Genomic DNA, 26101 nt, shown 5'->3' on the forward strand with positions numbered 1-26101 from the left:
GCGCGCGGCCTACACGGCGTCGGCCATGGTGGCGACGAGCACCGCCTTGATGGTGTGCATCCGGTTCTCGGCCTCGTCGAAGACGACCGAGTGAGCCGATTCGAAGACCTCGTCGGTGACTTCGAGTTCGGTGAGGCCGTACTGCTCGTGGATGTCCCGGCCGACCTGGGTGCCCAGGTCGTGGAAGGCCGGCAGGCAGTGCAGGAACTTCACGTCCGCGTTGCCGGTGGCACGCAGGACATCCATGGTGACTGCGTACGGAGCGAGCGCCTCGATGCGCTCGGCCCAGACCTCCTTCGACTCCCCCATCGACACCCACACGTCGGTGGCGACGAAGTCCGCGCCGAGGACACCCTCGGCGACCTCCTCGGTGAGCGTGATCCGGGCGCCGCTCGCCTCGGCGGCCTTGCGGGCCTGCGCGACGACCTCCTCGGCCGGCCAATAGGCGCGGGGCGCGACGATGCGTACGTCCATGCCGAGCAGTGCGCCGGTGACCAGGTAGGAGTTGCCCATGTTGAAACGGGCGTCGCCCAGGTAGGCGAAGGCGATGCGCTCCAGAGGCTTTGCGCAGTGCTCGGTCATGGTGAGGACGTCGGCGAGCATCTGGGTGGGGTGCCAGTCGTCGGTGAGCCCGTTGAAGACGGGCACTCCGGCGTGCGCGGCCAGTTCCTCGACCGCGGCCTGGCTGTCCCCGCGGTACTCGATGCCGTCGAACATCCGGCCCAGCACCCGCGCCGTGTCCTTTACCGACTCCTTGTGGCCCATCTGGGAGCCGGAGGGATCGAGATACGTCGTCGACGCCCCCTGGTCGGCGGCGGCGACCTCGAACGAGCAGCGGGTGCGGGTGGAGGTCTTCTCGAAGATCAGGGCGATGTTGCGGCCGCGCAGCCGCGGCACCTCGGTGCCGGCCTTCTTGGCGGCCTTGAGCTCGGCGGCGAGGGCGATCAGGCCGCGGAACTCCTCGGCCGTGAAGTCCAGCTCCTTGACGAGGTGGCGGCCTGCGAGGTCTGTCGCCATGGTGGCTGCTCCTGGGTGGTAACGACGGTAACGACGGATGCGATGCAACTATATACAATGGAGCGCATCATCATACAGTGTCGCGTTCCACCGGGCAGCTCATGCAGCGGGGGCCTCCCCGCCCCCGGCCCAGTTCGCTGCCTCGGATTTCGATGACCTCGATGCCCTCCTTGCGCAGATGCGTGTTGGTGGTGACGTTGCGTTCGTACGCCACGACGACCCCCGGCTCCACGGCCAGCACATTGCAGCCGTCGTCCCACTGCTCGCGCTGCGCCGCGTGCACGTCCTGGGTGGCGGTGAGCACCCGGATGGAGTCCAGCCCGAGAGCGGCCGCGATGGCGTGGTGCATGTGCTCGGGCGGATGGTCGGTGACCTTCAACTCACCCTCGCCCAAGCCGGGTTCGATGGCGTACGAGCGGAGCATGCCGAGCCCGGCGTACTTGGTGAAGGTGTCGCCGTGGACCATCGTCATCACCGTGTCGAGGTGCATGAACGCCCGGTGCTTGGGCATGTCGAGCGCCACGATGGTGGTGGCCGAGCCCGCCGCGAAGAGCCCTCGGGCCAGTATCTCCACGGCCTGCGGGGTGGTGCGCTCGCTCATCCCGATCAGTACGGCGCCGTTGCCGATGACCAGGACGTCGCCGCCCTCGATGGTGGAGGGGTAGTCGTGCTGCCCCTCGGACCAGTGGTGGAAGGCGCCGGCCTCCGGGCCCCGGAAAAGCGGGTGGTGCTTGTAGATCGCCTCGAAGTGGACGGTCTCGCGCTGCCTGGCCGGCCAGCGCATCGCGTTGATGGACACACCGTCGTAGATCCAGGCCGAGGTGTCCCGGGTGAACAGATGGTTCGGCAACGGGCCGATAAGGAAGTCGTCCAGGTCCATGACGTGGAAGCGGACGGAGGTCGGCTCGTGGTGGCGCTCCAGGAACTCCCGCTTCGTCATGCCGCCGACGAGAGCCTCGACGAGGTCGGCCACCGGGAGTTCGTCGAACGCCTCGCGGAGGTGGCCGGTGGCGAGCGGGCCGTACTCCTTCTCGTCGAAGACCCGGTCCAGGACCAGGTTCCTGGCCTCCGGGATCTCCAGGGACTCGCGCAGCAGGTCGCCGAAGAGGTGCACCTCGACGCCTCGGTCGCGCAGGACGTCGGCGAAGCCGTCGTGCTCCTGACGGGCGCGGCGCACCCACAGCACGTCGTCGAAGAGCAGTGCGTCCTTGTTTCCGGGGGTGAGACGCTTGAGTTCAAGATCCGGTCGGTGGAGGATGACGCGGCGAAGCCGCCCGGTCTCGGAGTCGACATGGAATCCCATGGGTCCCATCCTGTCCGAGCGCGGGCGGCCGCGCGTGCCTACCGCGAAGTGTGGCTGAGGCGGTTGTCTGCCGGTTGTGCGGGCCACTTGGCCGCCGCTTGGCCGCTGGGGCTGCGTCGGCGCCCGCTACAGCCGCGGGTCGACCGGCTCCGACTCCAGCGCGAGGACCGCGAACACAGCCTCGTGGACGCGCCACAGCGGTTCCCCGCCGGCCAGCCGGTCCAGCGCCTCCAGACCCAGCGCGTACTCCCGCAGGGCGAGCGAGCGCTTGTGGCCCAGCAAGCGGCCTCGCAGCTTGGCGAGCTGCTCGGGGCGGGTGTACTCCGGGCCGTAGATGATCCGCAGGTACTCGCGGCCGCGCACCTTGATGCCCGGCTGCACGAGACGGTTCCTCCCGTCGCGCGCGAGCGCCTCGACGGGCTTGACGACCATGCCCTCGCCGCCCCGGCCGGTCATCTCCAGCCACCAGTCGGTGCCGGCCCGGACGGAATCCGGGTCGCCGGTGTCGACGTAGAGCCTGCGCGTGGTGTGCAACAGCGCGGTCGGGTCGTGCTCGACCAGTCGGTCCAGCCAGGCCAGCTGCTCGTCGTGCGGTGCGCCCGCCAGTGAACGCCCCTGGACGGCCAGCAGCTGGAAGGGTGCGAGCCGTACGCCCTCCAGTCCCTCCGTCGGCCAGCAGTAGCGCCGGTACGCATCGGTGAACGCGGCGGCGTCGGCGGCGCGTTCGTGCTGGCGCGCCGTCAGCTCCGTCACGTCGACCCCCCGGGCGGCCGCCGCTTCGAGGGCCGCCAGGGCGCCGGGGAACACGGCGTGGGACGCGGCGCCCACGGCGGCGTACTGGTGACGCAGGAGGCCCGTCGCCTTGAGCGACCAGGGCATCAGCTCGGCGTCGAGCAGCAGCCAGTCGGTTCGCAGCTCGTCCCAGAGCCCGGCCTCGGTCACGGCGGTGCGCAGCCGGGCGAGGATCAGCTCGCTCACGCTCTGCTCGTCGAAGAACGGGCGGCCGGTGCGGGTGTGGACGACGCCGGTGGGCCCGTCGACGCCGAACCGTGCGCGGGCCACGTCGGCGTCCCGGCACAGGAGCACCACGGCCCGCGAGCCCATGTGCTTCTCCTCGCACACGACCCTGGCGACGCCGTCCGCGCGGTACGCCTCGAAGGCCTCGACGGGGTGCTCCAGGTAGCCCTCCGCCTGGGACGTAGCGGTCGGCGCCATCGTGGGGGGCAGGTAGGCGAGCAGGCGCGGGTCGACGGCGAAGCGGCTCATGACTTCGAGCGCCGCCGCCGCGTTCTCCTCGCGTACGGTGACCCGGCCCAGGTGCCGGGTCTCGACGACCCGTCGGCCCCGCACGTCGGCGAGGTCCAGCGGACGGCCGTCCTGGCCGCCGGGCGCCTCGGTGGTGAGCGGCTTCACCGGCTCGTACCAGACCCGCTCGGCCGGTACGTCGACCAGCTCGCGCTCGGGCCAGCGCAGCGCGGTCATCCGGCCGCCGAATACGGCACCGGTGTCGAGGCAGATGGTGTTGTTGATCCAGGAGGTGCTGGGCACGGGCGTGTGGCCGTAGACGACCGCGGCGCGGCCCCGGTAGTCCTCGGCCCACGCGTAGCGCACGGGCAGGCCGAACTCGTCGGTCTCGCCCGTCGTGTCGCCGTACAGCGCGTGCGAGCGGACACGGCCCGAGGTGCGGCCGTGGTACTTCTCGGGCAGACCGGCGTGGCAGACCACCAGGTCGCCGCCGTCGAGGACGTAGTGGCTGACGAGGCCGTCGATGAACTCCCGCACCTGCTCCCTGAAGGCGCCGTCCTCCTTCTCCAGCTGCTCGATGGTCTCGGCGAGCCCGTGGGTGTGCCGGACGTTCTTTCCCTTGAGGTGACGGCCGAGCTTGTTCTCGTGGTTCCCGGGCACGCACAGCGCGTCGCCGGAGGCGACCATGCCCATCACCCGGCGCAGGACGCCGGGGCTGTCGGGGCCGCGGTCGACGAGGTCTCCGACGAAGACGGCGGTACGCCCCTCGGGGTGCGCGCCGTCGACGTAACCGAGCCTGCCGAGCAGGGTCTCCAGTTCGGAGCGGCAGCCGTGGATGTCGCCGATGATGTCGAAGGGGCCGGTGAGGTGGGTGAGGTCGTTGTAGCGCCGCTCGCGCACGATCTCGGCGGCGTCGACCTCCTCGACGCCACGCAGGATGTGCACCTTGCGGAACCCTTCACGCTCCAGTCCGCGCAGCGAACGGCGCAGCTCGCGCCGGTGGCGCTGGATGACGTGGCCGGGCATCTGGGCACGGTCGGGGCGCAACGCGTTACGGGCGGCGCAGACCTCTTCGGGGATGTCGAGGACGATCGCGATGGGCAGTACGTCGTACTTCCTGGCGAGCTGGACGAGCTGCTTCCTGCTCTCGGACTGGACGTTGGTCGCGTCGACGACGGTGAGCCGCCCGGCTTCGAGCCGCTTGCCGGCGATGTAGTGGAGCACGTCGAAGGCGTCCCGGCTGGCGCTCTGGTCGTTCTCGTCGTCGGCGACGAGGCCGCGGCAGAAGTCGGAGGAGAGGACTTCGGTGGGCTTGAAGTGGCGGTGGGCGAAGGTGGACTTGCCGGACCCGGTGGCGCCGATCAGGACGACGAGGGACAGGTCGGTGACGGGGAGCGTGCGGGTTTCGGTGCTGCTCATGCGACCTTCGCCTCCTGCTTGTCCTGTGCGGCCTGCTTGTCCTGTGCGGTCATGGTGAAAACGGCCATCTGGGTGGGCGGGCCCACCTCGGGGTCATCGGGCCCCACCGGGACGAACTCCACGCCGTAACCGTGGCGCTGCGCCACCCGCTCCGCCCAGCCGCGGAACTCCTCACGCGTCCACTCGAAACGGTGGTCGCCGTGGCGCACGTGCCCGGCGGGAAGGCTCTCCCAGCGCACGTTGTACTCGACGTTCGGCGTGGTCACGAGCACGGTCCTGGGGCGCGCGGAACCGAAGACGGCGTACTCCAGGGCGGGCAGCCGCGGCAGGTCGAGGTGTTCGATCACCTCGCTGAGCACGGCGGCGTCGTATCCCGCGAGCCGCTTGTCGGTGTACGTCAGAGAGCCCTGCATCAGCTTCACGCGGTCGGCCTGCCGCTCGCCCATGCGGTCCAGCTTCAGCCGCCGGGCGGCGACGGTCAGCGCTCGCGCGGAGACGTCCACGCCGACGATCTCGCTGAACTTCGTGTCCCCCAGCAGCGCCTGCACCAACTGGCCCTGCCCGCAGCCCAGATCGAGCACCCGGCTCGCGCCACTGACCCGCAACTGCTCCAGGATCGCGTCGCGTCGCTGCACGGCCAGCGGCATCGGTCGTTCCTCGGTGTCGGTCGTCTCGTCCACGGCGTTGTCGATGTCCTCGACGGCGAGGTCGTCGGCCTCGGCGAGCCGTACCAGTTCGAGCCGTTCCATCGCCTGTCGGGTCAGGCTCCGGCGCCGGGAGAGATAGCGGCTGGTGATCAGCTGTTGTTCGGGGTGGTCGGCCAGCCAGCCCTCACCGGCACGCAGCAGCTTGTCGACCTCGTCGGGCGCCACCCAATAGTGCTTGGAGTCGTCCAGCACGGGCAGCAGGACGTACAGCTGGCGCAGGGCGTCGGCCAGCCGCAGTTCGCCTTCGAGTACGAGCCGTACGTAGCGCGAGTCGCCCCACTGCGGGAACTGCTCGTCCAGTGCGACCGGCTCGGCCCGCACCGTGGTCCAGCCCAGCGGTGTGAAGAGCCTCGTCACCAGTTCGGCGCCGCCCCGCGCGGGCAGTGCGGGAACCTCGATGCGCAGCGGCATGGCGGTCGCCGCGCGTTCGGGGCGTGCGGCGCAGATGCCCTGGAGGGCGGTCTTGAAGACGGTGCTCAGCGCGACGGCCAGCAGTGACGAGGCCGCGTACGGGCGGTCGTTGACGTACTGCGCGAGCGCCAGGTCGGGTGAGCCGCCGCGCCCCTTGCCCTTGCCCGGCCGCACCAGCGCCACCGGGTCCACCTCCAGCAGGAGCGCCGCTGTGCACCGCTCGGCACAGGCCTCGGGGTACAGGACGTGCGCCGTGCCGTGGGAAGTGGAGAACCTCTGCGCGTGATCGGGGTGCTTGTGCAGCAGGAACCCGAGGTCGGTCGCGGGACGCTCTTGATTGCCGGTGGTACTGATCGTCAGGAACACGCGTCCGAGTATCGTCCGCCCGGCCCGCCCGGACCAGGGATTTAGCGCGCCGAAAGGGCGAGGCCAGGGACTGATCGCGGGCGGCCGCGCGACTACAGGCTCCGCTACGCGCTCTGTCACAGGCCCTCGCACGCCACCAGCGAGGCGAGCTCCGCGATCCGGGCGGGCCCGACCCGGCAGCAACCGCCGACGAGCCGGGCTCCCGACGCCCGCCACTGACGCACCCGCACCGGGTCGTACGTGCCCTCGCCGCACCACCGCCCGGACGCCGCGTCCCACTCCTCGCCGCTGTTCGGGTAGGCCACCGCCGGTTTACGGCCTGGTGCGCGATAGGGGACGAGCCCGCGACGCCGGCTACAGCACCTCGCCGCGTTGGCGAAACGCCCTCATAGCTCCGCTATGAGGACGCTCCGCCGCCTTCCGACGCACCGCATCCGACGCCGCGGGCTGATCCGCCCCCTATCGCGCACCAGGCCGTTACCGGTCGCCGACGCGGCGAGCCGCACCGCCGCGTCCGTGTCGCGCGGGTCGCGCGGGTCGCAGCAGTTGACGCCCACGGCGATCACCTGATCGTTTCCCGCCGCGAGGGCGGAGGCCTCGTCGAGTGGCTGACCGGCCCGCGTCTCGGCGCCCGCGACGCTGTACGAGAGCCCGACTGCCGCCTCATCCGTCCCGGGCCGCGCTGCGCCGTCTGTCCTGCTCACGCACCGCGAGTCTGCGTAATATCCCGCGCACCCGGTCGCCGGCCTCGTCGGCGGCGTCGATGCCCTCGATGCACTGCCAGTACAGCGCCTCCTCGTCGGTGGCGCAGGCGACCCCGACCAGCGCGATCCCCACCTCCCCGAGCAGCCCGGCCAGCGCCGTCAGCGCGACTCGCGCGTCCGCCACCGCGGAGAGCAGCGCGGCCCGCGGCCGGATGTCCGGGAGCTTCGGCCCTCCGCTCTGCGCAGAGCCGTCCACTTCGGCCGCGGCCACGGCCGCTCCGCGCAGCGCCCCGATGTCGAGCACCCCGCAGAACCTGCTGCTCATTTCGCTCAGCCGGCGCGCCTCACCTCTCAGCTCCGCCGGTCCTGTCAGCGCCAGTTGACCGCCGATCGCCTGGGCCAGTGCCTGCGCCTGCCATGCCTCCGCCAGGATGCCCAGCGCCTCCTGGCTCTGCGCCAGTGCGCGCCGGCTCTGCCCGATGAGCCTCACCGCGTCCATGCGCCGCCCCCGTTCCGCCGTGGTCCGCGCTGTGCGCGCACCGTCCACCGTTCACTACCCAGAGTGAGGGCATGGGGCCCGGAAAGCCAGGGGTATGGCGAAATCTGTGGACAGAAAAGCGGTTTTGGATATTTCCATCACTCCGTAGAGTGACGATCTCGGGATTTCGCCACCGGAAAGCGCAGTTCGTTGCGTTCGATCTTGGCCGCCAGCGCCTCCAGCACATCGATCCCGAGCACCGCACTGAACTGCAGGAGGTACGCGAGGACATCGGCGACCTCGTCCGCCACCCGGTGCGCGGACTGCGGATCCTGCATCACCCGCGCCGATTCCTCGGGCGTCAACCACTGGAAGATCTCGACCAGTTCGGCGGCCTCCACGCTCAGCGCCACCGCCAGGTTCTTCGGTGTGTGGTACGGCTCCCAGCCCCGCGCCGCCGCGAACTCCGTCAGCCTGCGCTGCAGTGCCTGTACGTCGCGTGCGCCGTGCCCGCCGCGTACGTCCCGTGCGCCGTGCATGTCATTCACTTCGTCCTCGCTCACCTGCGCCTCACTCCCTTTCTCCGTCGCTCAGATCCACCACCGACACCCCGCCGACCTCGCCCACCCCACCGACCCCACCGGCCCCGCCTGCGTACGCCGCGTCCGAGACCGTCCCCACCAGTCTGATGTGCCCCTCGCCGCCGACCGCCGCGGCCAGCCCCACAAGCTCCCGCAACTGCCGCCCGTCCAGCGACCGGTCGAAGCCGTCGGCCACGACGGTGAGTGCCTGCATGGCCGCCGGCACCTCACCGACGGAGTCCACGGCCAGTACCCCCGGCCCGGTCAGCAGCACCAGTGCGAGCGCCAGGTACCGCAACTCGCCGTCCCCGAGCCGCCCCAGTGGCGTGCCGCGCGCACCGCCACGGCCCACCAGGGCCCGTACCCTCCCGTCCGCGAGCTCCTCCACGGTCAGCGCGTCGGCCCGGCCCGCGCACCCGGCCCCCAGCATCGCCGCCAGCCGCGCGTGACGCCTCGCGCACTGGTGATGCGTACGCCGCAGCACCTCGGCGAGGTTGTCGCAGCCGCGCCGCAGGCGCCCCTCCCCCGGCACCACCGGTTCCCGCATCCCGGCGGGCTGCGGGTCGCAGACGAACACCGACCGCAGCGCCACCACCACCTGTTCGGCTGCGGCGAGCACCCGCAGCTGGCCGGGTGTCCTGCCCGCCACATGCAGCGGCAGCAGCGCCGTGCCCAGCAGGTCGTCGGGCAGCGCCGCCCGCGTCATCGGCTCCGAGCCGCCCGTGTACCAGCCCGCCTCCACCGAGCCGCGCCCCGGGTCACGCAGCGCGGTGGCCATGAGGGTGTGTCCGTCGCAGGTCAGCCGTTCGCCGACGATCCGCAGCCGGGGCTCGGCCTGTACGGCGAGATCGAGGCGTACGGGACCCAGCGGCCCGCCGGCGGTGCACCCGATCCTGAAGCCCCGCCGTCCCTGGGCATCGGGTCCCGCCCGCTCCGGCACGCAGCCCCCCGGGTCCCGGAACACGGACGCCAGTTCGGCTCCGCCTCCGAGGCGGGCCAGGGCGTCGTACGCCTGAAGGACGCCCGTCTTGCCGCTGCCACTGCTCCCGGCGAGCAGCGTGACCGGGGTGAGTGGCACGACCCGGCCGCGGTGCGACCGGAAGGCCGAGAGCCGCAGTTCGGTGACGGCGGGAAGGCCGGGAAGGCCGCGGGCGTCGGGCTGAGGTCCGGGAAGCGCTCCCCGGGAGGCGACGGTCATGGCCGGACGGTACGCAGGGACCGGACAGGCGAACCGTTACGCCTGCCAGACCTTCCTACGATCGGGGGACCCCGGCCGCTTCAACCCCTTCCAGGCCTTCTTCTTCAACTCCTTCGGCTCCTTCGTCTCCCTCGACCTCCATGCCGGCCGGCGCCAGCAGGAAGACGTTCCGGTCGACGCGGTGCATGCCGCTGCCGAGGCCGAAGACCACACCACTGCTGAAGTCCAGGATCCGCTTGGCCACACCGGGGTCGGCGGCCGTCAGATCGAGGAGTACCGGGACCCGCGCCATCAGGTGACCGGCGACCTCGCGCGCGTCGGAGAAGACCTGCACGCGCAGTACGATCATCCGCCGCTGCTCGGCGTCTTCCGCCGCTGCCTCCGCACCGCGGTGCCCCGTGCCGGGCGGCCACTCGTTCCTGCTGCGCAGCGGCACGACTTGGGCGAGCCCGGCCCACTGCTCGTCGGTGACGTCGTCGTACCTGTTCACCGGACCACCTCGCTCACGTGCTGGATCTGCATCCGGCCATCCTCGCGCGCCTCACCCGTTCGGCCCATCAGCGACACGGACCGGCGCTATTTTCCGCCAAATGCCCGCAGGATCTGTTCGGCGGCGAGTGTTGCCGTCAGTTCGCCGTCGCGGACCTGCTGTTCGAGCGTGGGGGCGAGGGTGCGTACGTCGTCGTGGGAGCGGAGCCGGCGCAGGATCTCGTCGTGGACCATCGCCCAGGTCCAGTCGACCTGCTGGTCGCGGCGCTTGGCGGCGAGCCTGCCGCCCGCGTCCAGTACGGCGCGGTGCGCTTCGATGCGGTCCCAGACCGTGTCGAGGCCGCTGGCCTCGCGGGCGCTGCACCACAGGACCGGAGGGGTCCAGGCGGCGTCAGCGGGATGCATGAGCCGCAGTGCGCCCGCGAGTTCGCGGGCGGCGGCGCGGGCGTCGCGCTCGTGCGGTCCTTCGGCCTTGTTGACCGCGATGACGTCGGCCAGTTCCAGGACGCCTTTCTTGATGCCCTGGAGCTGATCGCCGGTGCGGGCGAGGGTGAGCAGCAGGAAGGTGTCGACCATGCCCGCGACGGTGGTCTCCGACTGGCCGACGCCGACGGTCTCCACCAGCACCACGTCGTAACCCGCCGCCTCCATCACGACGATCGACTCGCGGGTCGCCTTGGCCACCCCGCCGAGGGTGCCCGCGCTCGGTGACGGCCGTACGAACGCCGCCGGGTCCACGGCCAGCCGCTCCATGCGCGTCTTGTCGCCGAGGATGGACCCGCCGGTGCGGGTGGACGAGGGGTCGACGGCCAGCACCGCGACCCGGTGGCCGAGCCCGGTCAGCCGGGTGCCGAAGGCATCGATGAAGGTGGACTTGCCCACCCCGGGCACCCCGCTGATGCCGATCCGCCGCGCCCGGCCGGCGTGCGGCAACAGCTCGGTGAGCAGCTGCTGGGCAAGGGTGCGGTGGTCGGGGCGGGTGGACTCGACGAGGGTGATCGCCCGGGCGACGTACGCCCGTCTCCCGTCGAGTACGCCCTTCACGTAGCTGTCGAGGTCGATGGCCATCCGCGCCTACAGCCCGTCGTGGCCGAGCGCCGCGCCGAGCCGCCGCACCAGGTCGTGTGCCGCGTCCGGGATGACCGTGCCGGGCGGGAAGACCGCGGCGGCGCCCATCTCCAGCAGCGTGGGGACGTCCTGCGGCGGGATGACGCCGCCCACGACGATCATGATGTCGTCGCGGCCCTCCTCGGCGAGTTGTTCGCGCAGCGCCGGTACGAGGGTGAGGTGGCCGGCGGCCAGCGACGAGACGCCCACGATGTGCACGTCCGCCTCGACCGCCTGGCTCGCCACCTCGGCGGGCGTCTGGAACAGCGGGCCCACGTCGACGTCGAAGCCGAGGTCGGCGAACGCGGTGGCGATCACCTTCTGGCCGCGGTCGTGCCCGTCCTGGCCCATCTTGGCCACCAGGATGCGCGGACGGCGGCCCTCCGCCTCCTCGAAGGCGTCGACCAGGCTGCGGGTGCGCTCCACGGAAGGGTTCTCCCCTGCTTCGCTCCGGTACACCCCGGAGATCGTACGGATCTGCCCGGCGTGCCGTCCGTACACCTTCTCCAGGGCGTCGGAGATCTCCCCGACGGTGGCCATGGCCCGGGCGGCGTCGACGGCGAGGGCGAGCAGGTTGCCGTCCAGTCCCGGCCCCGGGGCACGGCCCGCCGCGTCGGTCAGTGCGCGCAGCGCGTCCTGGCAGGCGCTGTCGTCGCGCTCGGCCCGCAGCCGCTTCAGCTTGGCGATCTGCTGGGTGCGTACCGAGGAGTTGTCGACCTTGAGGACGTCGATCTGTTCGTCGGTCTCCACGCGGTACTTGTTGACGCCGATGACCGGCTGGCGTCCCGAGTCGATACGGGCCTGGGTGCGGGCCGCGGCCTCCTCGACGCGGAGCTTCGGGATGCCCGCGTCGATGGCCTTCGCCATGCCGCCGGCGGCCTCGACCTCCTGGATGTGCTGCCAGGCGCGTCGCGCCAGGTCATGGGTGAGTTTCTCGACGTACGCGCTGCCGCCCCACGGGTCGATGACCCGGCAGGTGCCCGACTCCTGCTGGAGCAGGAGCTGGGTGTTACGGGCGATGCGGGCGGAGAAGTCGGTGGGCAGGGCGAGGGCCTCGTCGAGGGCGTTGGTGTGCAGCGACTGGGTGTGGCCCTGGGTCGCGGCCATCGCCTCCACGCACGTACGTGTGACGTTGTTGAAAACGTCCTGGGCGGTGAGCGACCAGCCGGAGGTCTGCGAATGGGTGCGCAGGGACAGTGACTTGGCGTTCTTCGGCTCGAAGTCCTTGACGAGCTTGGCCCACAGCAGCCGGGCGGCACGCAGCTTGGCGATCTCCATGAAGAAGTTCATGCCGATCGCCCAGAAGAAGGACAGCCGCGGTGCGAAGGCGTCCACGTCCAGGCCGGCTTCCCGGCCGGCCCGCAGGTACTCGACGCCGTCAGCGAGCGTGTAGGCGAGCTCCAGGTCGGCCGTCGCGCCGGCTTCCTGGATGTGGTAGCCGGAGATGGAGATGGAGTTGTAGCGCGGCATCTTCTGCGAGGCGTACGCGAAGATGTCGGAGATGATCCGCATCGAGGGGCCGGGCGGATAGATGTAGGTGTTGCGGACCATGAACTCTTTGAGGATGTCGTTCTGGATGGTCCCCGCGAGCTGCTCCGGCGGTACGCCCTGCTCCTCCGCCGCCACGATGTAGAGGGCGAGGACGGGCAGCACGGCGCCGTTCATCGTCATCGACACGGACATCTTGTCCAGCGGGATGCCGTCGAAGAGCTGACGCATGTCGTAGATGGAGTCGATGGCGACGCCCGCCATGCCGACATCACCGGTCACCCGCGGGTGGTCGCTGTCGTAGCCGCGGTGCGTGGGCAGGTCGAAGGCGACCGAGAGGCCCTTCTGACCCGCGGTGAGGTTGCGGCGGTAGAAGGCGTTGGACTCCTCGGCGGTGGAGAAACCGGCGTACTGACGGATGGTCCACGGCTGGTTGACGTACATCGTCGGGTAGGGGCCGCGCAGATACGGCGCGACGCCCGGGTACGTCGAGAGGAAGTCGAGCCCCGCCACGTCGTCGTCGGTGTAGAGCGGCTTGACGGCGATGCCCTCGGGCGTCTCCCACAGCAGGTCTTCGGCGCTGCTGCCGGTGGACTCCTTCACGGCGGCGCGCCACTGTTCCTCGGTGGCCGTGGCGGGCGCGACGGAGCCCAGAGGCACCTGGGAGAAGTCGGGAATCTGCATTACGCCGGTGCTCCCATGCGATCGAGTACGGAGGTCAGGACGCTCACCGCGTCGCAGCCCGCGAAGATGTGGTCGTCGATTCCGGTGTGGCCGCCGGGCCGGCCCGCGATGAGCACCTGCCTCGCGCCTGCCGACCTGAGGGCGGCGGCGACCTGCTCGGCCTCCTGTGCGTACTGCGCGTCGCTGGAGCAGAGGCAGGCCACCTCGGCGCCGCTGCGCCGGAACGCCTCGGCGGCCGTGGCGGCGTCCACCGACACCGGGTCGTGGACCGGCTCGACGCCGCCGGCCTGGAAGAGGTTGCCGGCGAAGGCCACCCGGGCGGTGTGCGCGGACGCCGGGCCGAGCGCGGCGATGAAGACGCGCGGCCGGGCGCCGGTGGCGGCCAGGTGCGCGTCGGAGCGTGCGCGCAGCTCCTCGTACGCCTCGTCGCGGCGCACCCGGGGCAGGCCGCCGGACGGGCCGGCGGGCGCGGGCTGACGTACGACGGGCTTCTCGGCCAGGTTCGGGAACTCGCTGACGCCGGTGATCGGTTCGCGGCGTTTGGCGAGCTTCTTCTTGCGCTGCGCCCAGGTGGCGGCGATGCGCTCGCCGACGAGGCCGGTGGACAGCGCCGTCTCCTGGCCGCCCGCCCGTTCCAGCTCCTGGAAGAACGCCCAGGCCGCGTGGGCGAGTTCGTCGGTGAGCCGCTCGACGTACCAGGAGCCGCCGGCCGGGTCGGCGACGCGGCCCAGGTGCGACTCGTCCAGCAGGATCGTGGAGGTGTTGCGCGCGATGCGGCGGGCGAAGGCGTCGGGCAGGCCCAGCTCGTGGTCGAAGGGCAGCACGGTGACGGCGTCGGCGCCGCCGACACCCGCGCCAAGGCAGGCGACGGTGGCGCGGAGCATGTTCACGTACGGGTCGCGGCGGGTCATCATCACCGGCGAGGTCACGGCGTGCTGGCGCTGCGCGCCAGCATCAGCGGCCCCGCATACTTCGGCGACCCTGGCCCACAGGCGGCGGGCCGCCCGGAGGGTGGCGACGGTCAGGAACTGGTCGGCGGTGGCGGCGTACCGGAACTCCAGCTGCCGCAGGGCCGCTTCGGCCGGCAGTCCGGCGCCGGTGAGCAGTCGCAGGTACGCCGCACCGGTCGCGAGCGAGATGCCCAGCTCCTGGGCGGCGGACGCCCCGGCCTCGTGGTACGCCAGCGCGTCGACGGTCAGCGCCCGCAGCCCCGGGTACTGCTCGTGGCAGCGCCGCGCCAGCTCCGCGGCGTCGGCCGCGTAGCCGGGGTTCATGGCCTCGCCGGTGCGGGCGGCGAGCCCCAGGGGGTCCGCGCCGAGGTTGCCACGCGCCGCGTCACGGGCGACGCCCCGCTGCTCGTACTGCCGCAGCAACACGGCCGCGGCGGCGGCGGTTTCGCCGCCCGCGTCGAGGATGACGGGCGCCAGGTCGAGATAGACCCCGTCGAGGACCTGCGCGAGGCCGGTCACGGGCAGGCCGTCGCCGGCCCCGTCCATGGACAGCCACAGCGACGTCACACCGTTTTCGAGGTCCGCGAGCACGGCCTCGTTGGCGGGTCCTGCCTGGGCCGACGTGTGCCGCTGCCGCACGTCCCAGCCGCCCACGGGCCTGCCCCCGCGGACGTAGGGGGCGAAACCCGGGTATCCGGTGTCGGGGACGTCGGTGGGTGCCGTGTAGAGGGGACGGGCGACGAGCCCGTCGTCGAGCGCCGTCGCCAGCGCCTCCTCGGCCGCCGGGCCCGTAACGTCCTTGCCCGACTTGCGCAGTACGCCCTCGACGAGGCGCTGCCACTGGTCGTGGGAGGCGTCCGGAAACTCAGCGGCGAGCGAAAGCCCGTCATCGGGGAGAACCGTCATGCTCGGATGTTAGGACAGCGGAACGGATGAGCAGCAGGGTCTACGGCTGTGACCTTGCCCTCTCTGCCGGGGGCGCACGGCGCCTCGGGTGTGGCGGTCGCCCGCGACGTCCGCATGGTGACGCGCTGGCTGGAGCAGGCGCAGAGCTGAGACGGCCGGTCTGGATCAGGGCGCGTCCTGCGGGCATCCGCGTGCCGGGTCTCGACGGCGACGGCGAATGCCATGACGGCGCCGAGGACGGGGACCGCCAGTGGTGTCGCGAACCAGGCGGAGGCGGCCGTCACCGCGAAGCCGCCGACGATCAGGAGCGATCCCGTCGGCGTGTTCTCGTCGAGGCGCCGAGCACCCTCGTCTTCGCCGAAGCCCAGCACGCCCCGTGGCGGAACTCCCAGCCGAATGCCCAGCGGAACGCCCAGTGGGACGACGGCACCATGCACCCGTCGTCCCACTGGTTCGTACGCTCCGAGCCCACTCCCACCGTCGCCGTCTCCTGGGCGTTCCACGAGGAGTTCGCCCTGCCGCCCGGCGACAGCTTCTCCTGTCACTACCGGGTGGTGGTCGCCGACGGCGAGCCCGAATACGACCGGATCGAGTCGTTCCTCAGCCGGTCAAGGCACCTGACGGAATATCAGTAGGGGCCGTTCACATTGTCGATCGAGCCGTACCGGTCAGCGGCGTAATTGCACGCGGCCGTGATGTTGGCGACCGGGTCGTAACTGTCCTTGGAAGTGCCGGGAACCCAGTAGGCGTCAAACGTCGGCTTGATCACCTGAAGGAGGCCCTTGGAAGGCGTTCCGGCTGCGGCGTTGACGTCCCAGTTGTTGATGGCAAGGGGATTGCCGCCGGATTCACGGATGATGTTGCGGTGAATTCCCTCGTATGTACCGGGGATACCACGCTCGGCCATGATGGCCAGTGATTCCTTGATCCAGCCGTCGAGGTCGTTGGTGTACGTCGCGGCCTGCTGGGGGCGCTCGGAGCGGTCGGCGCGGGCGGACGTCGACGCGCGGTCCGCGTCGGCCTTCGCCGGGGTCGCCGCCTTGGCGGGAGCCTTGGCCTTCGGCTTGGCCGGAGCCTTCGCCGGGGCCTTGGCGCCGATGGTCAGCTTGAGACCGGGGTGGATCAGCGCCGGGTCGTCGCCGACGACCTTGCGGTTGTCCTTGTACAGCTGCTTCCAGCCGCCGGTCAGCGAACGCTTCTCAGCGATCTTCGACAGCGAGTCGCCCGCGACCACCGAGTAGGTGGCGGCGGCCTTCTGCGCGGCGGCGGGCTCGGCCGCCTGGGCGGTGGCCGAGCCGAGGATCGGCAGCGCGAGCACGGCGCTGCCGGCGCTCACGGCGACGAGGCCGCGGGCCAGCGGGCTGAACCTGGAACGATGGTGCTTACCCTTTGAGGGCATGACGAATTCCTCTCCGTCGCCTACGAGATGAGCTGTCGGGTTCGGACTGGAGATGTCCGGTCGCACGCAGCGTGCGACTTCACCCCAAGCCGTTCCGGATACCGGACCGGCGACTTAACTGGGTCTCCCGTTCCTGCCGTGCGTGAGTGTCGGGGGATTCCGGACGGTGGCAGGATTAGGCGGTCCGACCGGATTGACGGTGACGTTAAGCGAGAAAGGCCGCGGCGAACAAGCCTCGAATTCGGAAATGTAATCCGCGCAACAGGAAAGCCCCCGAAGAATGGCCTCGCAATTGATCTACAGGCCACTCAACTCGCTTCCGGCACAAGGGTTCCGTACCGGTCCGTGACGCCGCACACAGCTCGGCCCGCGTGACCCATGTCACCGGAACCGGCCAATTGATTTGTCCTTTTTGCTCCCCGAAGGGGGCAGGGCGTGGCGGTGCGTCACGCGTACGGAAAATCGCCCATATCGGAAATAGCAGGATGAAGTCATGGTCCGGTCAGGCGCAGTCCAGGCTCGCGGGCGCGCCGGGGCGTGCGGGGCACGCCGGGCACCGTTGCGCAGCCCCTTCACCGGCCCCCGTGGGCCGGGTCGTGTGGTGCGGCGGCGGACTGCTCGGCGTAACGTCACGCGGGTTGGCGGCCTGACCCGCCGGCGTGGCCGGATAGCGGGACATCAGCTGATCGGCCCTGGCGACGTTGTTCTCCAGGTCGCCGTCGTTCACGAGGGTGTGCGCGCACGCCGTCTCAGCGACCAGGACCGGCTTGCCGTACCGGGCGGACGCGTCGTCGAGGTTGGCCTGAGGCCGGACAGCGGCCCGTGCCAGACGCCCTGCTGCACCGCGTTGTCGAACCGCCCTGCGGTGTGCCCGCGTTGAGCCGGGCGGCGAAGACCAGCCCGGCCAGCGCGGGCCTCCGGCGGCGTCGGGACCGTACTGGGCGCGATCATCGGCGGGCTGGTGCTCGGTGTGCTGAACAACGGCATGTCGCTGGTCGGCATCGGCACCGACTTCCAGCAGGTCATCAAGGGCCTGGTGCTGCTCGCGCCGGTCGGCTTCGACGTCTACAACAAGCGCAAGGTCGGCTCCTGACCCCGGCACTGCGCTGAGTACGGCGGGCCGCGCGACGTACGGGTGGCTAATTCCTTCACCCAGCGGCCCGCTGATGCGCGGACGGCGGTGTCGGCGTTGAATGGGAGGACGGAGTCCGCGTCGGAGCCCCTCCCGAAGCGAGGATCATGTGAGCGCAGACAGCCAGACCGCCACGGTGGGCACCCGGGATTCGCTGCCTGCGCCTACGGCGACCACGGGAACGGCCGTCGACAGCTTGGCGACGGCCCGCACCGCCGGGGTGTGCGGCGCGATCACGACAACGCCTTCGACGCCCTGGTCCCTGAGCCGGTCCACGGCCTCCTGGATGGAGCGGCTGTCCAGGGAGCGCAGGCTCGCCACGCTCACGAAGTAGCCCGCGCTGCGCGCCGCCTGCTCTATGCCGTCCAGCATGGAGGCGGGGCCGTACAGGGCACTGCCGAAACTGACCACACCGAGGGTCTGGGAACGGCGGGTGACCAGGGCGCGGGCAGCGACGTTGGGGCGGTAGTCGAGTTCCCGGATCGCGGCGAGCACCCGGTCACGGGTGCCCGGACGGACGTGCGGGGCGCCGTTGAGCACGCGCGACACCGTCTGGTGGGACACTCCGGCGACCCGGGCCACGTCCGCCATCACTGGCTGACGCGATTCCGGTTCTGCGCGTCCCGCTCCCACTCAGGGCCTGCGGATCATTAACTCGCCGTCTTGATCTCCGGCGGGAGGGCGATGCCGACCGCGCTCGCGTGGTCGTAGAGGTGTGCCAGTGTGGCGAGTTGGCAGCTGGCCGCCGTGATGGTGTGCTCCATCGTCTTCAGGAGCTGGCGGATGTCGCGGATGCGCCTGTTGATCGTCTCGGGGCAGACGCCGAAGAGGGTGGCGACGGCGACTTGGGGCAGGCCGAGCCGCTGGTGGAGGACGGTGGCCAGGAGCCGGTCGGCGAGGGTGAGCATGGGGCGCCGGCCGGTGCCGGGGGCCTGGAGCCGTGGGCGGTGACCGCGCCGTTTATCCAGGTTCTTCTCGCGCTGGTCCTCGTGGAGCGTGGTCATCGTGGTGATGAGCGTGTCCCATTCCTGGGCCGGCATTCCGGTCAGGGCGGGGTGGCAGAGCCAGGCGAGGTCGGGGCTGGGCTGGTCGAAGGGGTCCGGTGCGTCATTGACCTGGGCGAACGCCTCGGGACGGAGGGTGTAGTTCCAGTCGCCGTGCCACTCGTGGCGGTGCAGCGGCAAGGCGTCCATCTGCCGGTCGCCGATCCGGACTCCGGTCTCGTAGGCGGAGGTGTCGAGTTCGGCGTGGACCTTGAGTCCGGTGCGAGTGGTGGTCGCGGCGATGCTGTTCACGATGACTTCATGGCTGGTCAGCGGCCTGCCGCGCCAGTTCATGGTGATGTGGGAGAACAGCCGGTGCTCAATTTTGTTCCATTTTGAAGTACCTGGCGGAAAGTGACAGACGGTGATCTCCAGGCCGGTCTCCAGGGACAGGGCGGCCAGTTCGGCCTTCCAGGCGCGGGTGCGGTAGCCGTTCGAGCCGCCCGCGTCCGCAGTGATCAACAGCCGCCGGGAGTGGGGATAGTCGTCGCGTCCCTGGCCGTTCCACCAGCGGCGGACCGACTCCACGGCGAACGCGGCGGTGTCATGGTCGGTGCCCACGCTGACCCATCCGGTGTTCGCAGTCAGGTCATAGATCCCGTACGGGACGGCCTTGCCCAGCTCCGGGTCCGGGAAGTCGTGCGTCCGCACCCGGACCGGGTCGCCCTCGCGGTGCCACTCGACGCCCGCATTCTTGTAGTTGCCGACCACCTCCTTCTTTTTGGTATCGACGCTGACCACCGGGTCCCCCGCGGCCTGGTAGTCCTTGGCCCGCTCGCTGATATAGCGGAACTGGCCGTCGCGGTCCGGGTGTTGCCTGCCCTCAACCGTCTTGGCGTTGCCCTGCAGGCTGAATCCTTCCTCACGCAGCAGGTCGGCCACGGTCTCCGCCGAGATGCGGTGCCCCTGCCCCGTCAGCTCGCCGGCCAGATGACGGGTCGACTTCGTCGTCCAGCGCAGCGGCGACATCGGATCACCCCGCATGTCCGGCTCGACGAGGGCCAGCAGTGCGGGCCGCAGCCCAGGGTTGAGATCCACCGCGCGCTTGCGGCCTCCGCCCTCCCGGCGGGTCCGGCCCAACGGGGCCGCACCGGCCTCCAGTTCAGCGACCCCGCGGGAGACGGTGCCCTCACGCACCCCGGCCGCCCGGGCCACCTTTCTGATCCCGCCATGCCCCAGCGACCGAGCCTCCGCTCCCATGGCTAACCGGCGCTGGCGCTCGTCCAGATGCGGCAACAATGCCTGGAACTTCGCCGCCAGGCCCGCCTCGGCCCCCTCCGACATCCCCATAGCACAACAACGACGAGCAACAGCGGAAGCAACGACTTGTTTCTCCGCAGGCCCTCACTGCCCCTTCATCGGCTTCTCCGAGGATAACGACCTCCCCCACGATGGGGAGTGGATCAGCGAGCGGCGTCATGCGGCTTCGATTGCAAGGCGGAGGAGGGAGGCGGATGGGGTCTCCCCTGCTCGAGCGAAGCCGAGAGCTTGGGGAAGGAGCGTCGCTGACTGACGACAACGCCGCAAACGGTACGCGGAGCCCGTGGCGGTGCTCGGCTGAGCCGACCCGTACCGGCATGGGCCCGGAGTGCGGCGGGTACGGATACGGAGGCTGCTGAGAGCGGATCCGTGGGCGCGGGGCGGAGGGGCTGGGGTCTGAATGCACTCTGAGCGGGGAGTTCTGGCGCTGATGGGCTCGGGCGAGACCAGCCCCACGATGGTGACGTTGCACCGGGAGCTGGCCGCGCACCTCGGCCGTGAGCCCGGTGCGCTGATCCTGGAGACGCCGTACGGGTTCCAGGTCAACCGCGACGACATCTCCGCGCGCGCCCGCGACTACTTCCGGCGCAGCGTCGGGCTCACCACAGCGGTGGTGCCCGACGCTGACCCCGGCCCGCAGCCGGGAGGCGACCCGGACGGCGTACGCGACCAGGTGCGCAGGGCCGCCTGGGTCTTCTCGGGGCCCGGCAGCCCGTCGTACGCGCTGGACCGCTGGCACGCCCAGGGCCTGGGCGCGATCCTGTCGGAGCGGGTGCGCCGCGGGTTCGGCGTGACGGTGATGGCGTCCGCGGCGGCGTGCACCGTCGGGTTGGCCGCGCTGCCGGTGTACGAGGTCTACAAGGCCGGGCACCCCCCCGTCTGGCTGAAGGGCCTCGACCTGCTGGGCGCGCTCGGCCTGCAGGTCGTGGTGATCCCGCACTACGACAACGCCGAAGGCGGCACGCACGACACCCGCTTCTGCTACCTCGGCGAGACCCGCCTGGCGGCTCTGGAGCAGCAACTGCCCGAGGACAGCGCAGTTTTGGGGATCGACGAGCACACCGCCGTGATCATCGACCTGCCCGCGTCCGTGGCGCGGGTGTGGGGGCGCGGCGTGCTGACCGTCCGGCGTCGCGGCGTCAGCACGCTCGTTCCCACGGGCTCCACCCTGACCTTGGAGGAACTGCGCGCCCTGGTGAGCGGCACGGCCCGTGCGCAGGCGCCCACGCCCACGACCCGACCGGCCCCGGCCGACGGCGACGCCACCCGGTCCTGCCAGGAGGCCGCCGACGACCAGGGCGCGGCCACCCTGCAGGAGGCGGTCCCGGCCGCCGAAGCCCGTTTCGAAGCCGCCCGCGCGGCTCAGGACGCGCAGGCCATGGTCGAAGCGATCCTCGGCCTGGAAGCGGTGATCGCCGCGTGGGGCGCCGACATGGAGGAGGACCAGGGCGGGGAATGGGCCCGCACGGTTCTGCGCGGCATGATCCGCCAGCTCGCGGGTCCTACCCAGCAGGGCTTGACGGAACCTCAGCACACACTCGGCCGCATCGTCGACCCCTTGCTCGACCTGCGCAGGCAGCTGCGCACCCAGGGCGCGTACGACCTCGCGGACCATCTGCGTGACGCCCTGGCCGCGGGCGGAGTACGCATCCGGGACACTGCCGAGCGGACGGTGTGGCAGCTGACCGAGTCCGGGGGCACGAGCTCGGAAGGTACCGGCCCCGGCACCGGCACCGGCCCCGAGGCGCCGCCGCACGGGTAACGGACGCCACCCTCAGGTGCCCTCGTGGTGCACTTGCACACGTTCTGCAATAGCGTGCGGACGTCGGCCAAGACTCCTCGACCCGCGCTGGAAGGCGAGCCACCTCGATGCACGACACGACCTGCCGGGTGAGCCCGACGACGCCGGCCCCGGCCCCCGCCCCTTCCGCCGAAACCCCCCAGGTCCTTGTCGAAACCCTGCTGCTGCGCCACGACCCGGTAGAGGGCTTCGCCTACCGCCGGCTGCTCGCCCCGCTGGGCCACCGCGCCCGCCCCGACGCCGCCGCCCGCCGGCTGGCCCTGCTGGAGGAGCGGGACGACGGGGACGACGGGGACGACGGGCACATCGTGCACTCCACGAGCTGGCGCGCCACGGCGGAGGGGCAGATCATCCTGACGTACGTCGTCCACCCGGACCCCGATCCGGGCCGGGCGAGCCGGGCCGTGCCGGACCCGCTCGACGTCGCACGGGCCGAGCGCCCCGGATACCCCGAGCCGCGGGACCTGACCGTGGACCAGGTGGCCGCGCACGCGATCCGGCACCTCGCGTTCCTCGGGCGCACCGACCCGGCGATCGCCGCCCGCCTGGCGTCCCGGCCGCACACCCGGCGCGCCCTGGAGAGCATCCCCGGCCTGACGGCGGGGCAGCTGTGACCGCGGGCTCCCTACACCCTCCGGCCGCCGAGCTCGGCGTAGAGCTCGGTCCAGCGGCGGTCGGCGTCGGTGGCCGGTGCGCCGTCACAGAAGGGCTTCGCCGCGTTGGCGGCGTAGTAGCGCATCATCTCCAGGACGGCGCCGGTGTCGGCGCCGGGCCCCGCGGTGTACTGGCCGCCCGGTTCCTTCGTCTGATGCACCCGGCAGCTGGGCGACGGGGTGGCGGGCTGCACGTCGAGCCGGCCGGTGCGCGACGCGCAGCCGCTCAGGCCGAGGGCCAGGCCAAGGGCTGCGGCGGCCAGTGTGACGACCGCCGTGACACGTCGGGGAGGGGTGTGCATTCTCTTCGCCTTCGGTGAGATGGGGTGGACCGCCGCTGAGAACGGTGGACCGCCGCTGAGATGGGTGGACTCCGCTGAGATCGGTGGACCCCGCTGAGACAGGTGGACGCCACAGGTCCCGGCGACGGGGCGCGGGCAGGTTTCCGGCACGCGAGCGCACTCGTACCCGATGCACCGCCGCGCGGGCGGCCGGGGAGCCATCGCTCACCCGCACGGCTCAGCGCGGCCGCCAGGCCGGCTCACGCAAGTCCCGGACGCTCTCGCCTCATTCGGCTCAGGCCCCGTTGCCGCCGTGCCGCTGACGTGGTGCCTTATTTCTAGCTTAACGTCACATTTTGGGCCTATTGCAGCATGGCTGTCGCCGCTCTGGGCGACGCCCGACGGGCCCGAGTGGGGCTTCGAGCGTCCGCATCTCTCAGCCGGTCCGCCTTCAGATCCTCGGGCAGGCCCTCACCGGAAACGGATGGCCCATGCAGTCCTCCCTCCTGTCACGACGAAAGCTGACGGCCCGCCCGGCCGAACGCGCTCTCGCCACGCTCGGCGTTCTCGCCCTCGCGGCCGCCGGCACCCTCACCGCTCTGGCACCCGCCACCAGCTCCGCCTCCAGCCACCGTGAGGCACCGCTGACGGCCGGCGACCCGAAGGCGGACAACACCGACGTCTACGCCTTCACCAGTCCCGACAAGCCCGACACCGTCACCCTGGTGGCGAACTGGATCCCGTTCGAAGAGCCCAACGGCGGCCCGAACTTCTACCCGTTCGCCAATGACGCCCGCTACACCATCAAGGTCGACGCGGACGGCGACGGCAAGCCCGACACCACGTACACCTGGAAGTTCAGGGACCGCATCCGCGACGACGCCAACCAGTTCCTCTACAACACCGGTGTCGTCAGGACGCTGAACGACAAGACCCTCAACTTCCGTCAGACGTACGACCTGACGGTCACCGACGCCCATGGCAACACCAAGACCCTGCTCCAGGACGCCCCCGCGGCGCCTTCGAACGTGGGCAAGGCGTCGATGCCCGACTACGCCTCGCTGCGCAAGGAGGCCGTGCTGGGGCTGCCGGGCGGCGGGCATACGTTCGCGGGGCAGGCATCCGACTCGTTCTTCCTGGACCTGCGGCTCTTCGACCTGCTCTACGGCGGGGACCTCTCGGAGACGGGCCAGAACACGCTCGCCGGCTACAACGTCAACACCCTCGCGATCCAGGTCCCCAAGAAGGACCTGGCGCTCAAGGGCGACGCCACCCGCAACCCGGTGATCGGCGTGTGGTCGACCACGGACCGCCAGGGCGCGGTCGTCACCCCCAACGGCGGTAAGGGCAGCGAGAGTTCCACGACCGGGGACGGCAAGGGTACGGACGCGCAGACCGTCCCCGGCAAGGGCGGCGAGGGCGGCTGGCGACAGGTCTCGCGTCTCGGCAACCCGCTGGTCAACGAGGTGGTCGTACCACTGAAGTTCAAGGACGCGTTCAACGCCCTGACTCCGGACCAGGACCGCACGGTCACCCCTGTCGTGGACAAGGTCAAGGACCCGATCGTGCCCAAGCTCGTGGAGAGCATCTACGGGATCCCGGCCCCGGCGACCCCCCGCAACGACCTGGTGGAGATCTTCCTCACCGGCATCTGCAAGGCGTGCGGCCCGATCAAGGCGGACCTCAACTCGCAGCGGCTGAACGCCGACGCCGACAAGAACAAGATCGTCCCGGCTGAGGAACTGCGGCTGAACATGGCGATCCCGCCGTCCAAGAACCCCAACCGGCTCGGCGTTCTCGCCAAGGACCTGGCCGGATTCCCCAACGGCCGCCGGCTCAACGACGATGTCCTCGACATCGAACTGCAGGCCCTCGAAGGCGCGGCTCTGACCGGCCAGCTCGTGCCCGCACTGGCCGCGGGTGACGGCGTCGACGTTCCCTACCGTCAGCCGGGCGACTCCTTCCCGTACGTGGCGCTGCCCAACAACGCCTCCGTCAACCAGGCCAACCTGCTCCAGCCCGACGGCGGCGTCGGCGCGGGCTTCGGCGGCACCGCATTCGGCGGGGACTTCCCCGTGGCGGCCGTGACGGCCGTGGGCGGTGGCGTCCTGCTGGCAGGCGCCGGCGTTCTGGCCCTGCGTCGGCGGCGTCCCGACCAGGCATGAACGACGACACCCTCTCCGGTCGCCCGCTCTCCTCTCTCGAGGGCGGGCGACCGCGGCACGGCCGGCACCGGCGGTCGCGCGGGCGACGAATAGCCGTCATCCTGACCGCGGCCGCCGGCCTGGCCCTGGCAGGTTTCGGCAGCTCCGCGCTGGTCGACGCCCCCAAGCGGACGGCGTCGAGGTTGGAGGTGGGCACCCTCGACGTCGACGGGGGCCCGGGCGGCGGCGCATCCAACGCGGGCTCCGCCACGGCGCGGCCGACGCGCCTCCTGGTGCCCGCCATCGGGCTCGATCAAGGCGACCTCACCCCCCTGCGGGTCCAGCAGGACGGCCGGCTCGGGGTCCCCGAGGACCCCGGCCAGGTCGGCTGGTGGACCGACGGCCCCCGGCCGGGCGATCCGGGTGCGGCGGTCTTCGTCGGCCACGTCGACTCGGACACCGGGCCCGGCGCCTTCTACGGCCTCAGTTCGCTCAAGCCCGGAGACACGGTATCCGTCCGGCGCGGTGACGACTCGGAGGTCACCTTCGTCGTCCAGGCGCTGCGCCAGTACCAGAAGGACAACTTCCCCAACGGCACGGTCTACCCGACGACCGGCCCCCCCGAACTCCGGCTGATCACCTGCGCCGGCGCGTACGACCGGACGCGCAACGAGTACAGCGACAACGTCGTCGTGTACGCGACGCTCGACGGCACCAGCGAACCTCAGACCTAGCCAACGCACGCAGCACTGTTCCGGAGGCCACTGACGGCCTCCGGAACAGTGCTGTGCCCGCGTCGTGTCAGGGCGTCGGGGCAGGGCGTCGCGTCAGGGACGGACGCTGCAGACCGCGAGCAGGCAGAGGTTGAAGCCCTGAGTGTTGCTCGGTCCGGCGTTGCCCCCGGACGCGGGCCCGCCGACCGAACAGCGCGAGAGCAGGCACAGGTTGCCGCCCTGCACACCCCGGTAGGCGGAGGTGACGGCGGAAGGCGCCTCGCGCGGCTGGTCCGCGCGTATGGACTGCGCCTTCGGTGCGGCCGGTTCATGGGCCTCGGCGGCTCCGGCGACGGTCGCGGTCGACATCAGCAGTGCACCGGCGGCCGCGGTCGCGGCGCCCCAACGCAGCACGGTGGCGTGGAATTTCATGGACGCTCCAGTGGTCTCGTACGGCTGAACTCCGACGCGGGATCTTCGAAGCCACCGGCCGCACGGTTTGGTGGATGGCGCGAAATCAACGCCCCTTGACTTGTATGCGCTTGTGAAGTCCGAAAGTCGCCCCACATGGATGTGCCGTGCATCACACCGCCAATCCGGTGGCTGTGTGACTCCGAACGAC

At 71.1% G+C, this 26101-nt stretch carries 22 protein-coding genes, 3 pseudogenes and 1 riboswitch; of the genes and pseudogenes, 6 read left to right on the forward strand and 19 right to left on the reverse strand.

The genetic code is table 11. The annotated features are described in order from the left end of the window. Positions 1-9 precede the first annotated feature (9 nt). The 13 genes and pseudogenes from argF to ACU6WZ_RS03750 all read right to left on the reverse strand — a co-directional run bounded on the left by argF (position 10) and on the right by ACU6WZ_RS03750 (position 15053). A complete protein-coding gene (argF, locus tag ACU6WZ_RS03690) occupies positions 10-1017 on the reverse strand; it encodes an ornithine carbamoyltransferase (protein WP_447031693.1) in 1008 nt (335 codons plus the stop codon). A 70-nt stretch (positions 1018-1087) separates the two neighbouring features. After that, positions 1088-2320, reverse strand: a complete 1233-nt coding sequence (locus tag ACU6WZ_RS03695) for an arginine deiminase (RefSeq protein WP_447031694.1) — start codon at positions 2318-2320, stop codon at positions 1088-1090. A 126-nt stretch (positions 2321-2446) separates the two neighbouring features. Then, entirely contained in the window at positions 2447-4984 is a 2538-nt protein-coding gene (locus ACU6WZ_RS03700; RefSeq protein WP_447031695.1) for a polynucleotide kinase-phosphatase, read from the reverse strand. After that, a complete protein-coding gene (locus ACU6WZ_RS03705; protein ID WP_447031696.1) occupies positions 4981-6468 on the reverse strand; it encodes a 3' terminal RNA ribose 2'-O-methyltransferase Hen1 in 1488 nt (495 codons plus the stop codon). The genes ACU6WZ_RS03700 and ACU6WZ_RS03705 overlap by 4 nt, the downstream gene beginning before the upstream one ends. A gap of 116 nt (positions 6469-6584) precedes the next feature. Beyond that, positions 6585-6782, reverse strand: a pseudogene (locus ACU6WZ_RS03710) (homocysteine S-methyltransferase family protein); the annotation flags it as partial. A gap of 165 nt (positions 6783-6947) precedes the next feature. Further along, positions 6948-7133, reverse strand: a pseudogene (locus tag ACU6WZ_RS03715) (homocysteine S-methyltransferase); the annotation flags it as partial. Next, positions 7132-7671 (reverse strand): DUF6099 family protein, encoded by a 540-nt coding sequence (locus tag ACU6WZ_RS03720; RefSeq protein ID WP_447031697.1) that lies wholly within the window; start codon positions 7669-7671, stop codon positions 7132-7134. The gene ACU6WZ_RS03720 and the pseudogene ACU6WZ_RS03715, both read right to left, overlap by 2 nt. 137 nt (positions 7672-7808) lie before the next feature. Further along, positions 7809-8189 (reverse strand): nucleotide pyrophosphohydrolase, encoded by a 381-nt coding sequence (locus ACU6WZ_RS03725; protein WP_447033839.1) that lies wholly within the window; start codon positions 8187-8189, stop codon positions 7809-7811. A gap of 31 nt (positions 8190-8220) precedes the next feature. Further along, entirely contained in the window at positions 8221-9429 is a 1209-nt protein-coding gene (locus ACU6WZ_RS03730) for an AAA family ATPase (protein ID WP_447031698.1), read from the reverse strand. Between the two features lie 55 nt (positions 9430-9484). Next, complete coding sequence (locus ACU6WZ_RS03735) at positions 9485-9919, reverse strand: cell division protein SepF (RefSeq protein WP_447031699.1); 435 nt, start codon at positions 9917-9919, stop codon at positions 9485-9487. A gap of 86 nt (positions 9920-10005) precedes the next feature. Further along, complete coding sequence (gene meaB, locus ACU6WZ_RS03740; RefSeq protein ID WP_447031700.1) at positions 10006-10986, reverse strand: methylmalonyl Co-A mutase-associated GTPase MeaB; 981 nt, start codon at positions 10984-10986, stop codon at positions 10006-10008. 6 nt (positions 10987-10992) lie between these two features. Then, positions 10993-13197 carry a methylmalonyl-CoA mutase gene (gene scpA / locus ACU6WZ_RS03745; RefSeq protein WP_447031701.1) on the reverse strand — a complete coding sequence of 735 codons (2205 nt, stop codon included), beginning with the start codon at positions 13195-13197 and terminating at the stop codon, positions 10993-10995. Further along, positions 13197-15053, reverse strand: coding sequence for a methylmalonyl-CoA mutase family protein (locus ACU6WZ_RS03750; RefSeq protein WP_447031702.1), 1857 nt, complete (start codon positions 15051-15053; stop codon positions 13197-13199). Before ACU6WZ_RS03750 ends, scpA begins: the two co-directional genes overlap by 1 nt. Positions 15054-15244: 191 nt before the next feature. Between ACU6WZ_RS03750 and ACU6WZ_RS03755 the strand changes: the two genes are divergently transcribed. Then, on the forward strand, positions 15245-15688 hold the full coding sequence (locus ACU6WZ_RS03755; RefSeq protein WP_447031703.1) for a DUF6807 family protein: 444 nt from the start codon (positions 15245-15247) through the stop codon (positions 15686-15688). Here the strand turns inward: ACU6WZ_RS03755 and ACU6WZ_RS03760 are convergent. Next, complete coding sequence (locus tag ACU6WZ_RS03760) at positions 15682-16452, reverse strand: LysM peptidoglycan-binding domain-containing protein (protein WP_447031704.1); 771 nt, start codon at positions 16450-16452, stop codon at positions 15682-15684. The genes ACU6WZ_RS03755 and ACU6WZ_RS03760 overlap by 7 nt on opposite strands. A 2-nt stretch (positions 16453-16454) precedes the next feature. After that, positions 16455-16617, reverse strand: a riboswitch (cyclic di-AMP (ydaO/yuaA leader). A 337-nt stretch (positions 16618-16954) separates the two neighbouring features. Then, a complete protein-coding gene (locus ACU6WZ_RS03765) occupies positions 16955-17281 on the reverse strand; it encodes a glycosyl hydrolase 53 family protein (RefSeq protein WP_447033840.1) in 327 nt (108 codons plus the stop codon). A gap of 78 nt (positions 17282-17359) precedes the next feature. Between ACU6WZ_RS03765 and ACU6WZ_RS03770 the strand changes: the two are divergent. Beyond that, positions 17360-17545, forward strand: a pseudogene (locus ACU6WZ_RS03770) (sugar ABC transporter permease); the annotation flags it as partial. A gap of 144 nt (positions 17546-17689) precedes the next feature. Here the strand turns inward: ACU6WZ_RS03770 and ACU6WZ_RS03775 are convergent. Together ACU6WZ_RS03775 and ACU6WZ_RS03780 are read right to left on the reverse strand one after the other, a co-directional pair. Beyond that, positions 17690-18175 (reverse strand): LacI family DNA-binding transcriptional regulator, encoded by a 486-nt coding sequence (locus ACU6WZ_RS03775; protein ID WP_447033841.1) that lies wholly within the window; start codon positions 18173-18175, stop codon positions 17690-17692. A gap of 59 nt (positions 18176-18234) precedes the next feature. Beyond that, positions 18235-19917: an ISAzo13 family transposase gene (locus tag ACU6WZ_RS03780; protein WP_447031705.1), complete on the reverse strand. Its 1683-nt coding sequence runs from the start codon at positions 19915-19917 to the stop codon at positions 18235-18237. 370 nt (positions 19918-20287) lie between these two features. Between ACU6WZ_RS03780 and ACU6WZ_RS03785 the strand changes: the two genes are divergently transcribed. Continuing rightward, positions 20288-21649 carry a type 1 glutamine amidotransferase family protein gene (locus tag ACU6WZ_RS03785; protein WP_447031706.1) on the forward strand — a complete coding sequence of 454 codons (1362 nt, stop codon included), beginning with the start codon at positions 20288-20290 and terminating at the stop codon, positions 21647-21649. A gap of 107 nt (positions 21650-21756) precedes the next feature. Then, complete coding sequence (locus ACU6WZ_RS03790) at positions 21757-22302, forward strand: hypothetical protein (RefSeq protein WP_447031707.1); 546 nt, start codon at positions 21757-21759, stop codon at positions 22300-22302. A gap of 11 nt (positions 22303-22313) precedes the next feature. Here ACU6WZ_RS03790 and ACU6WZ_RS03795 read toward each other — a convergent pair whose 3' ends face one another. Then, positions 22314-22643, reverse strand: a complete 330-nt coding sequence (locus ACU6WZ_RS03795; protein ID WP_447031708.1) for a hypothetical protein — start codon at positions 22641-22643, stop codon at positions 22314-22316. Between the two features lie 470 nt (positions 22644-23113). Between ACU6WZ_RS03795 and ACU6WZ_RS03800 the strand changes: the two genes are divergently transcribed. Both ACU6WZ_RS03800 and ACU6WZ_RS03805 read left to right on the forward strand, forming a co-directional pair. Further along, positions 23114-24787 (forward strand): DUF4331 domain-containing protein, encoded by a 1674-nt coding sequence (locus ACU6WZ_RS03800; protein WP_447031709.1) that lies wholly within the window; start codon positions 23114-23116, stop codon positions 24785-24787. Further along, positions 24784-25500, forward strand: a complete 717-nt coding sequence (locus ACU6WZ_RS03805) for a class F sortase (protein WP_447031710.1) — start codon at positions 24784-24786, stop codon at positions 25498-25500. The genes ACU6WZ_RS03800 and ACU6WZ_RS03805 overlap by 4 nt, the downstream gene beginning before the upstream one ends. 93 nt (positions 25501-25593) lie before the next feature. Here ACU6WZ_RS03805 and ACU6WZ_RS03810 read toward each other — a convergent pair whose 3' ends face one another. After that, the gene (locus tag ACU6WZ_RS03810) at positions 25594-25911 is read right to left on the reverse strand and encodes a hypothetical protein (protein ID WP_447031711.1); all 318 of its coding nucleotides are present in this window, start codon (positions 25909-25911) and stop codon (positions 25594-25596) included. Between the last annotated feature and the right edge of the window lie 190 nt (positions 25912-26101).

This window comes from Streptomyces hypolithicus (assembly GCF_052934925.1).

Bases quoted from the DNA above. Each gene is read 5' to 3' on its own strand.
- argF (WP_447031693.1), bottom strand. From the start codon at position 1,017: ATGGCGACAGACCTCGCAGGCCGCCACCTCGTCAAGGAGCTGGACTTC.
- ACU6WZ_RS03695 (WP_447031694.1), bottom strand. From the start codon at position 2,320: ATGGGATTCCATGTCGACTCCGAGACCGGGCGGCTTCGCCGCGTCATC.
- ACU6WZ_RS03700 (WP_447031695.1), bottom strand. From the start codon at position 4,984: ATGAGCAGCACCGAAACCCGCACGCTCCCCGTCACCGACCTGTCCCTC.
- ACU6WZ_RS03720 (WP_447031697.1), bottom strand. From the start codon at position 7,671: ATGGACGCGGTGAGGCTCATCGGGCAGAGCCGGCGCGCACTGGCGCAG.
- ACU6WZ_RS03725 (WP_447033839.1), bottom strand. From the start codon at position 8,189: ATGCACGGCGCACGGGACGTACGCGGCGGGCACGGCGCACGCGACGTA.
- ACU6WZ_RS03730 (WP_447031698.1), bottom strand. From the start codon at position 9,429: ATGACCGTCGCCTCCCGGGGAGCGCTTCCCGGACCTCAGCCCGACGCC.
- meaB (WP_447031700.1), bottom strand. From the start codon at position 10,986: ATGGCCATCGACCTCGACAGCTACGTGAAGGGCGTACTCGACGGGAGA.
- scpA (WP_447031701.1), bottom strand. From the start codon at position 13,197: ATGCAGATTCCCGACTTCTCCCAGGTGCCTCTGGGCTCCGTCGCGCCC.
- ACU6WZ_RS03750 (WP_447031702.1), bottom strand. From the start codon at position 15,053: ATGACGGTTCTCCCCGATGACGGGCTTTCGCTCGCCGCTGAGTTTCCG.
- ACU6WZ_RS03760 (WP_447031704.1), bottom strand. From the start codon at position 16,452: ATGCCCTCAAAGGGTAAGCACCATCGTTCCAGGTTCAGCCCGCTGGCC.
- ACU6WZ_RS03775 (WP_447033841.1), bottom strand. From the start codon at position 18,175: ATGGCGGACGTGGCCCGGGTCGCCGGAGTGTCCCACCAGACGGTGTCG.
- ACU6WZ_RS03780 (WP_447031705.1), bottom strand. From the start codon at position 19,917: ATGGGGATGTCGGAGGGGGCCGAGGCGGGCCTGGCGGCGAAGTTCCAG.
- ACU6WZ_RS03785 (WP_447031706.1), top strand. From the start codon at position 20,288: ATGCACTCTGAGCGGGGAGTTCTGGCGCTGATGGGCTCGGGCGAGACC.
- ACU6WZ_RS03790 (WP_447031707.1), top strand. From the start codon at position 21,757: ATGCACGACACGACCTGCCGGGTGAGCCCGACGACGCCGGCCCCGGCC.
- ACU6WZ_RS03795 (WP_447031708.1), bottom strand. From the start codon at position 22,643: ATGCACACCCCTCCCCGACGTGTCACGGCGGTCGTCACACTGGCCGCC.
- ACU6WZ_RS03800 (WP_447031709.1), top strand. From the start codon at position 23,114: ATGCAGTCCTCCCTCCTGTCACGACGAAAGCTGACGGCCCGCCCGGCC.
- ACU6WZ_RS03805 (WP_447031710.1), top strand. From the start codon at position 24,784: ATGAACGACGACACCCTCTCCGGTCGCCCGCTCTCCTCTCTCGAGGGC.
- ACU6WZ_RS03810 (WP_447031711.1), bottom strand. From the start codon at position 25,911: ATGAAATTCCACGCCACCGTGCTGCGTTGGGGCGCCGCGACCGCGGCC.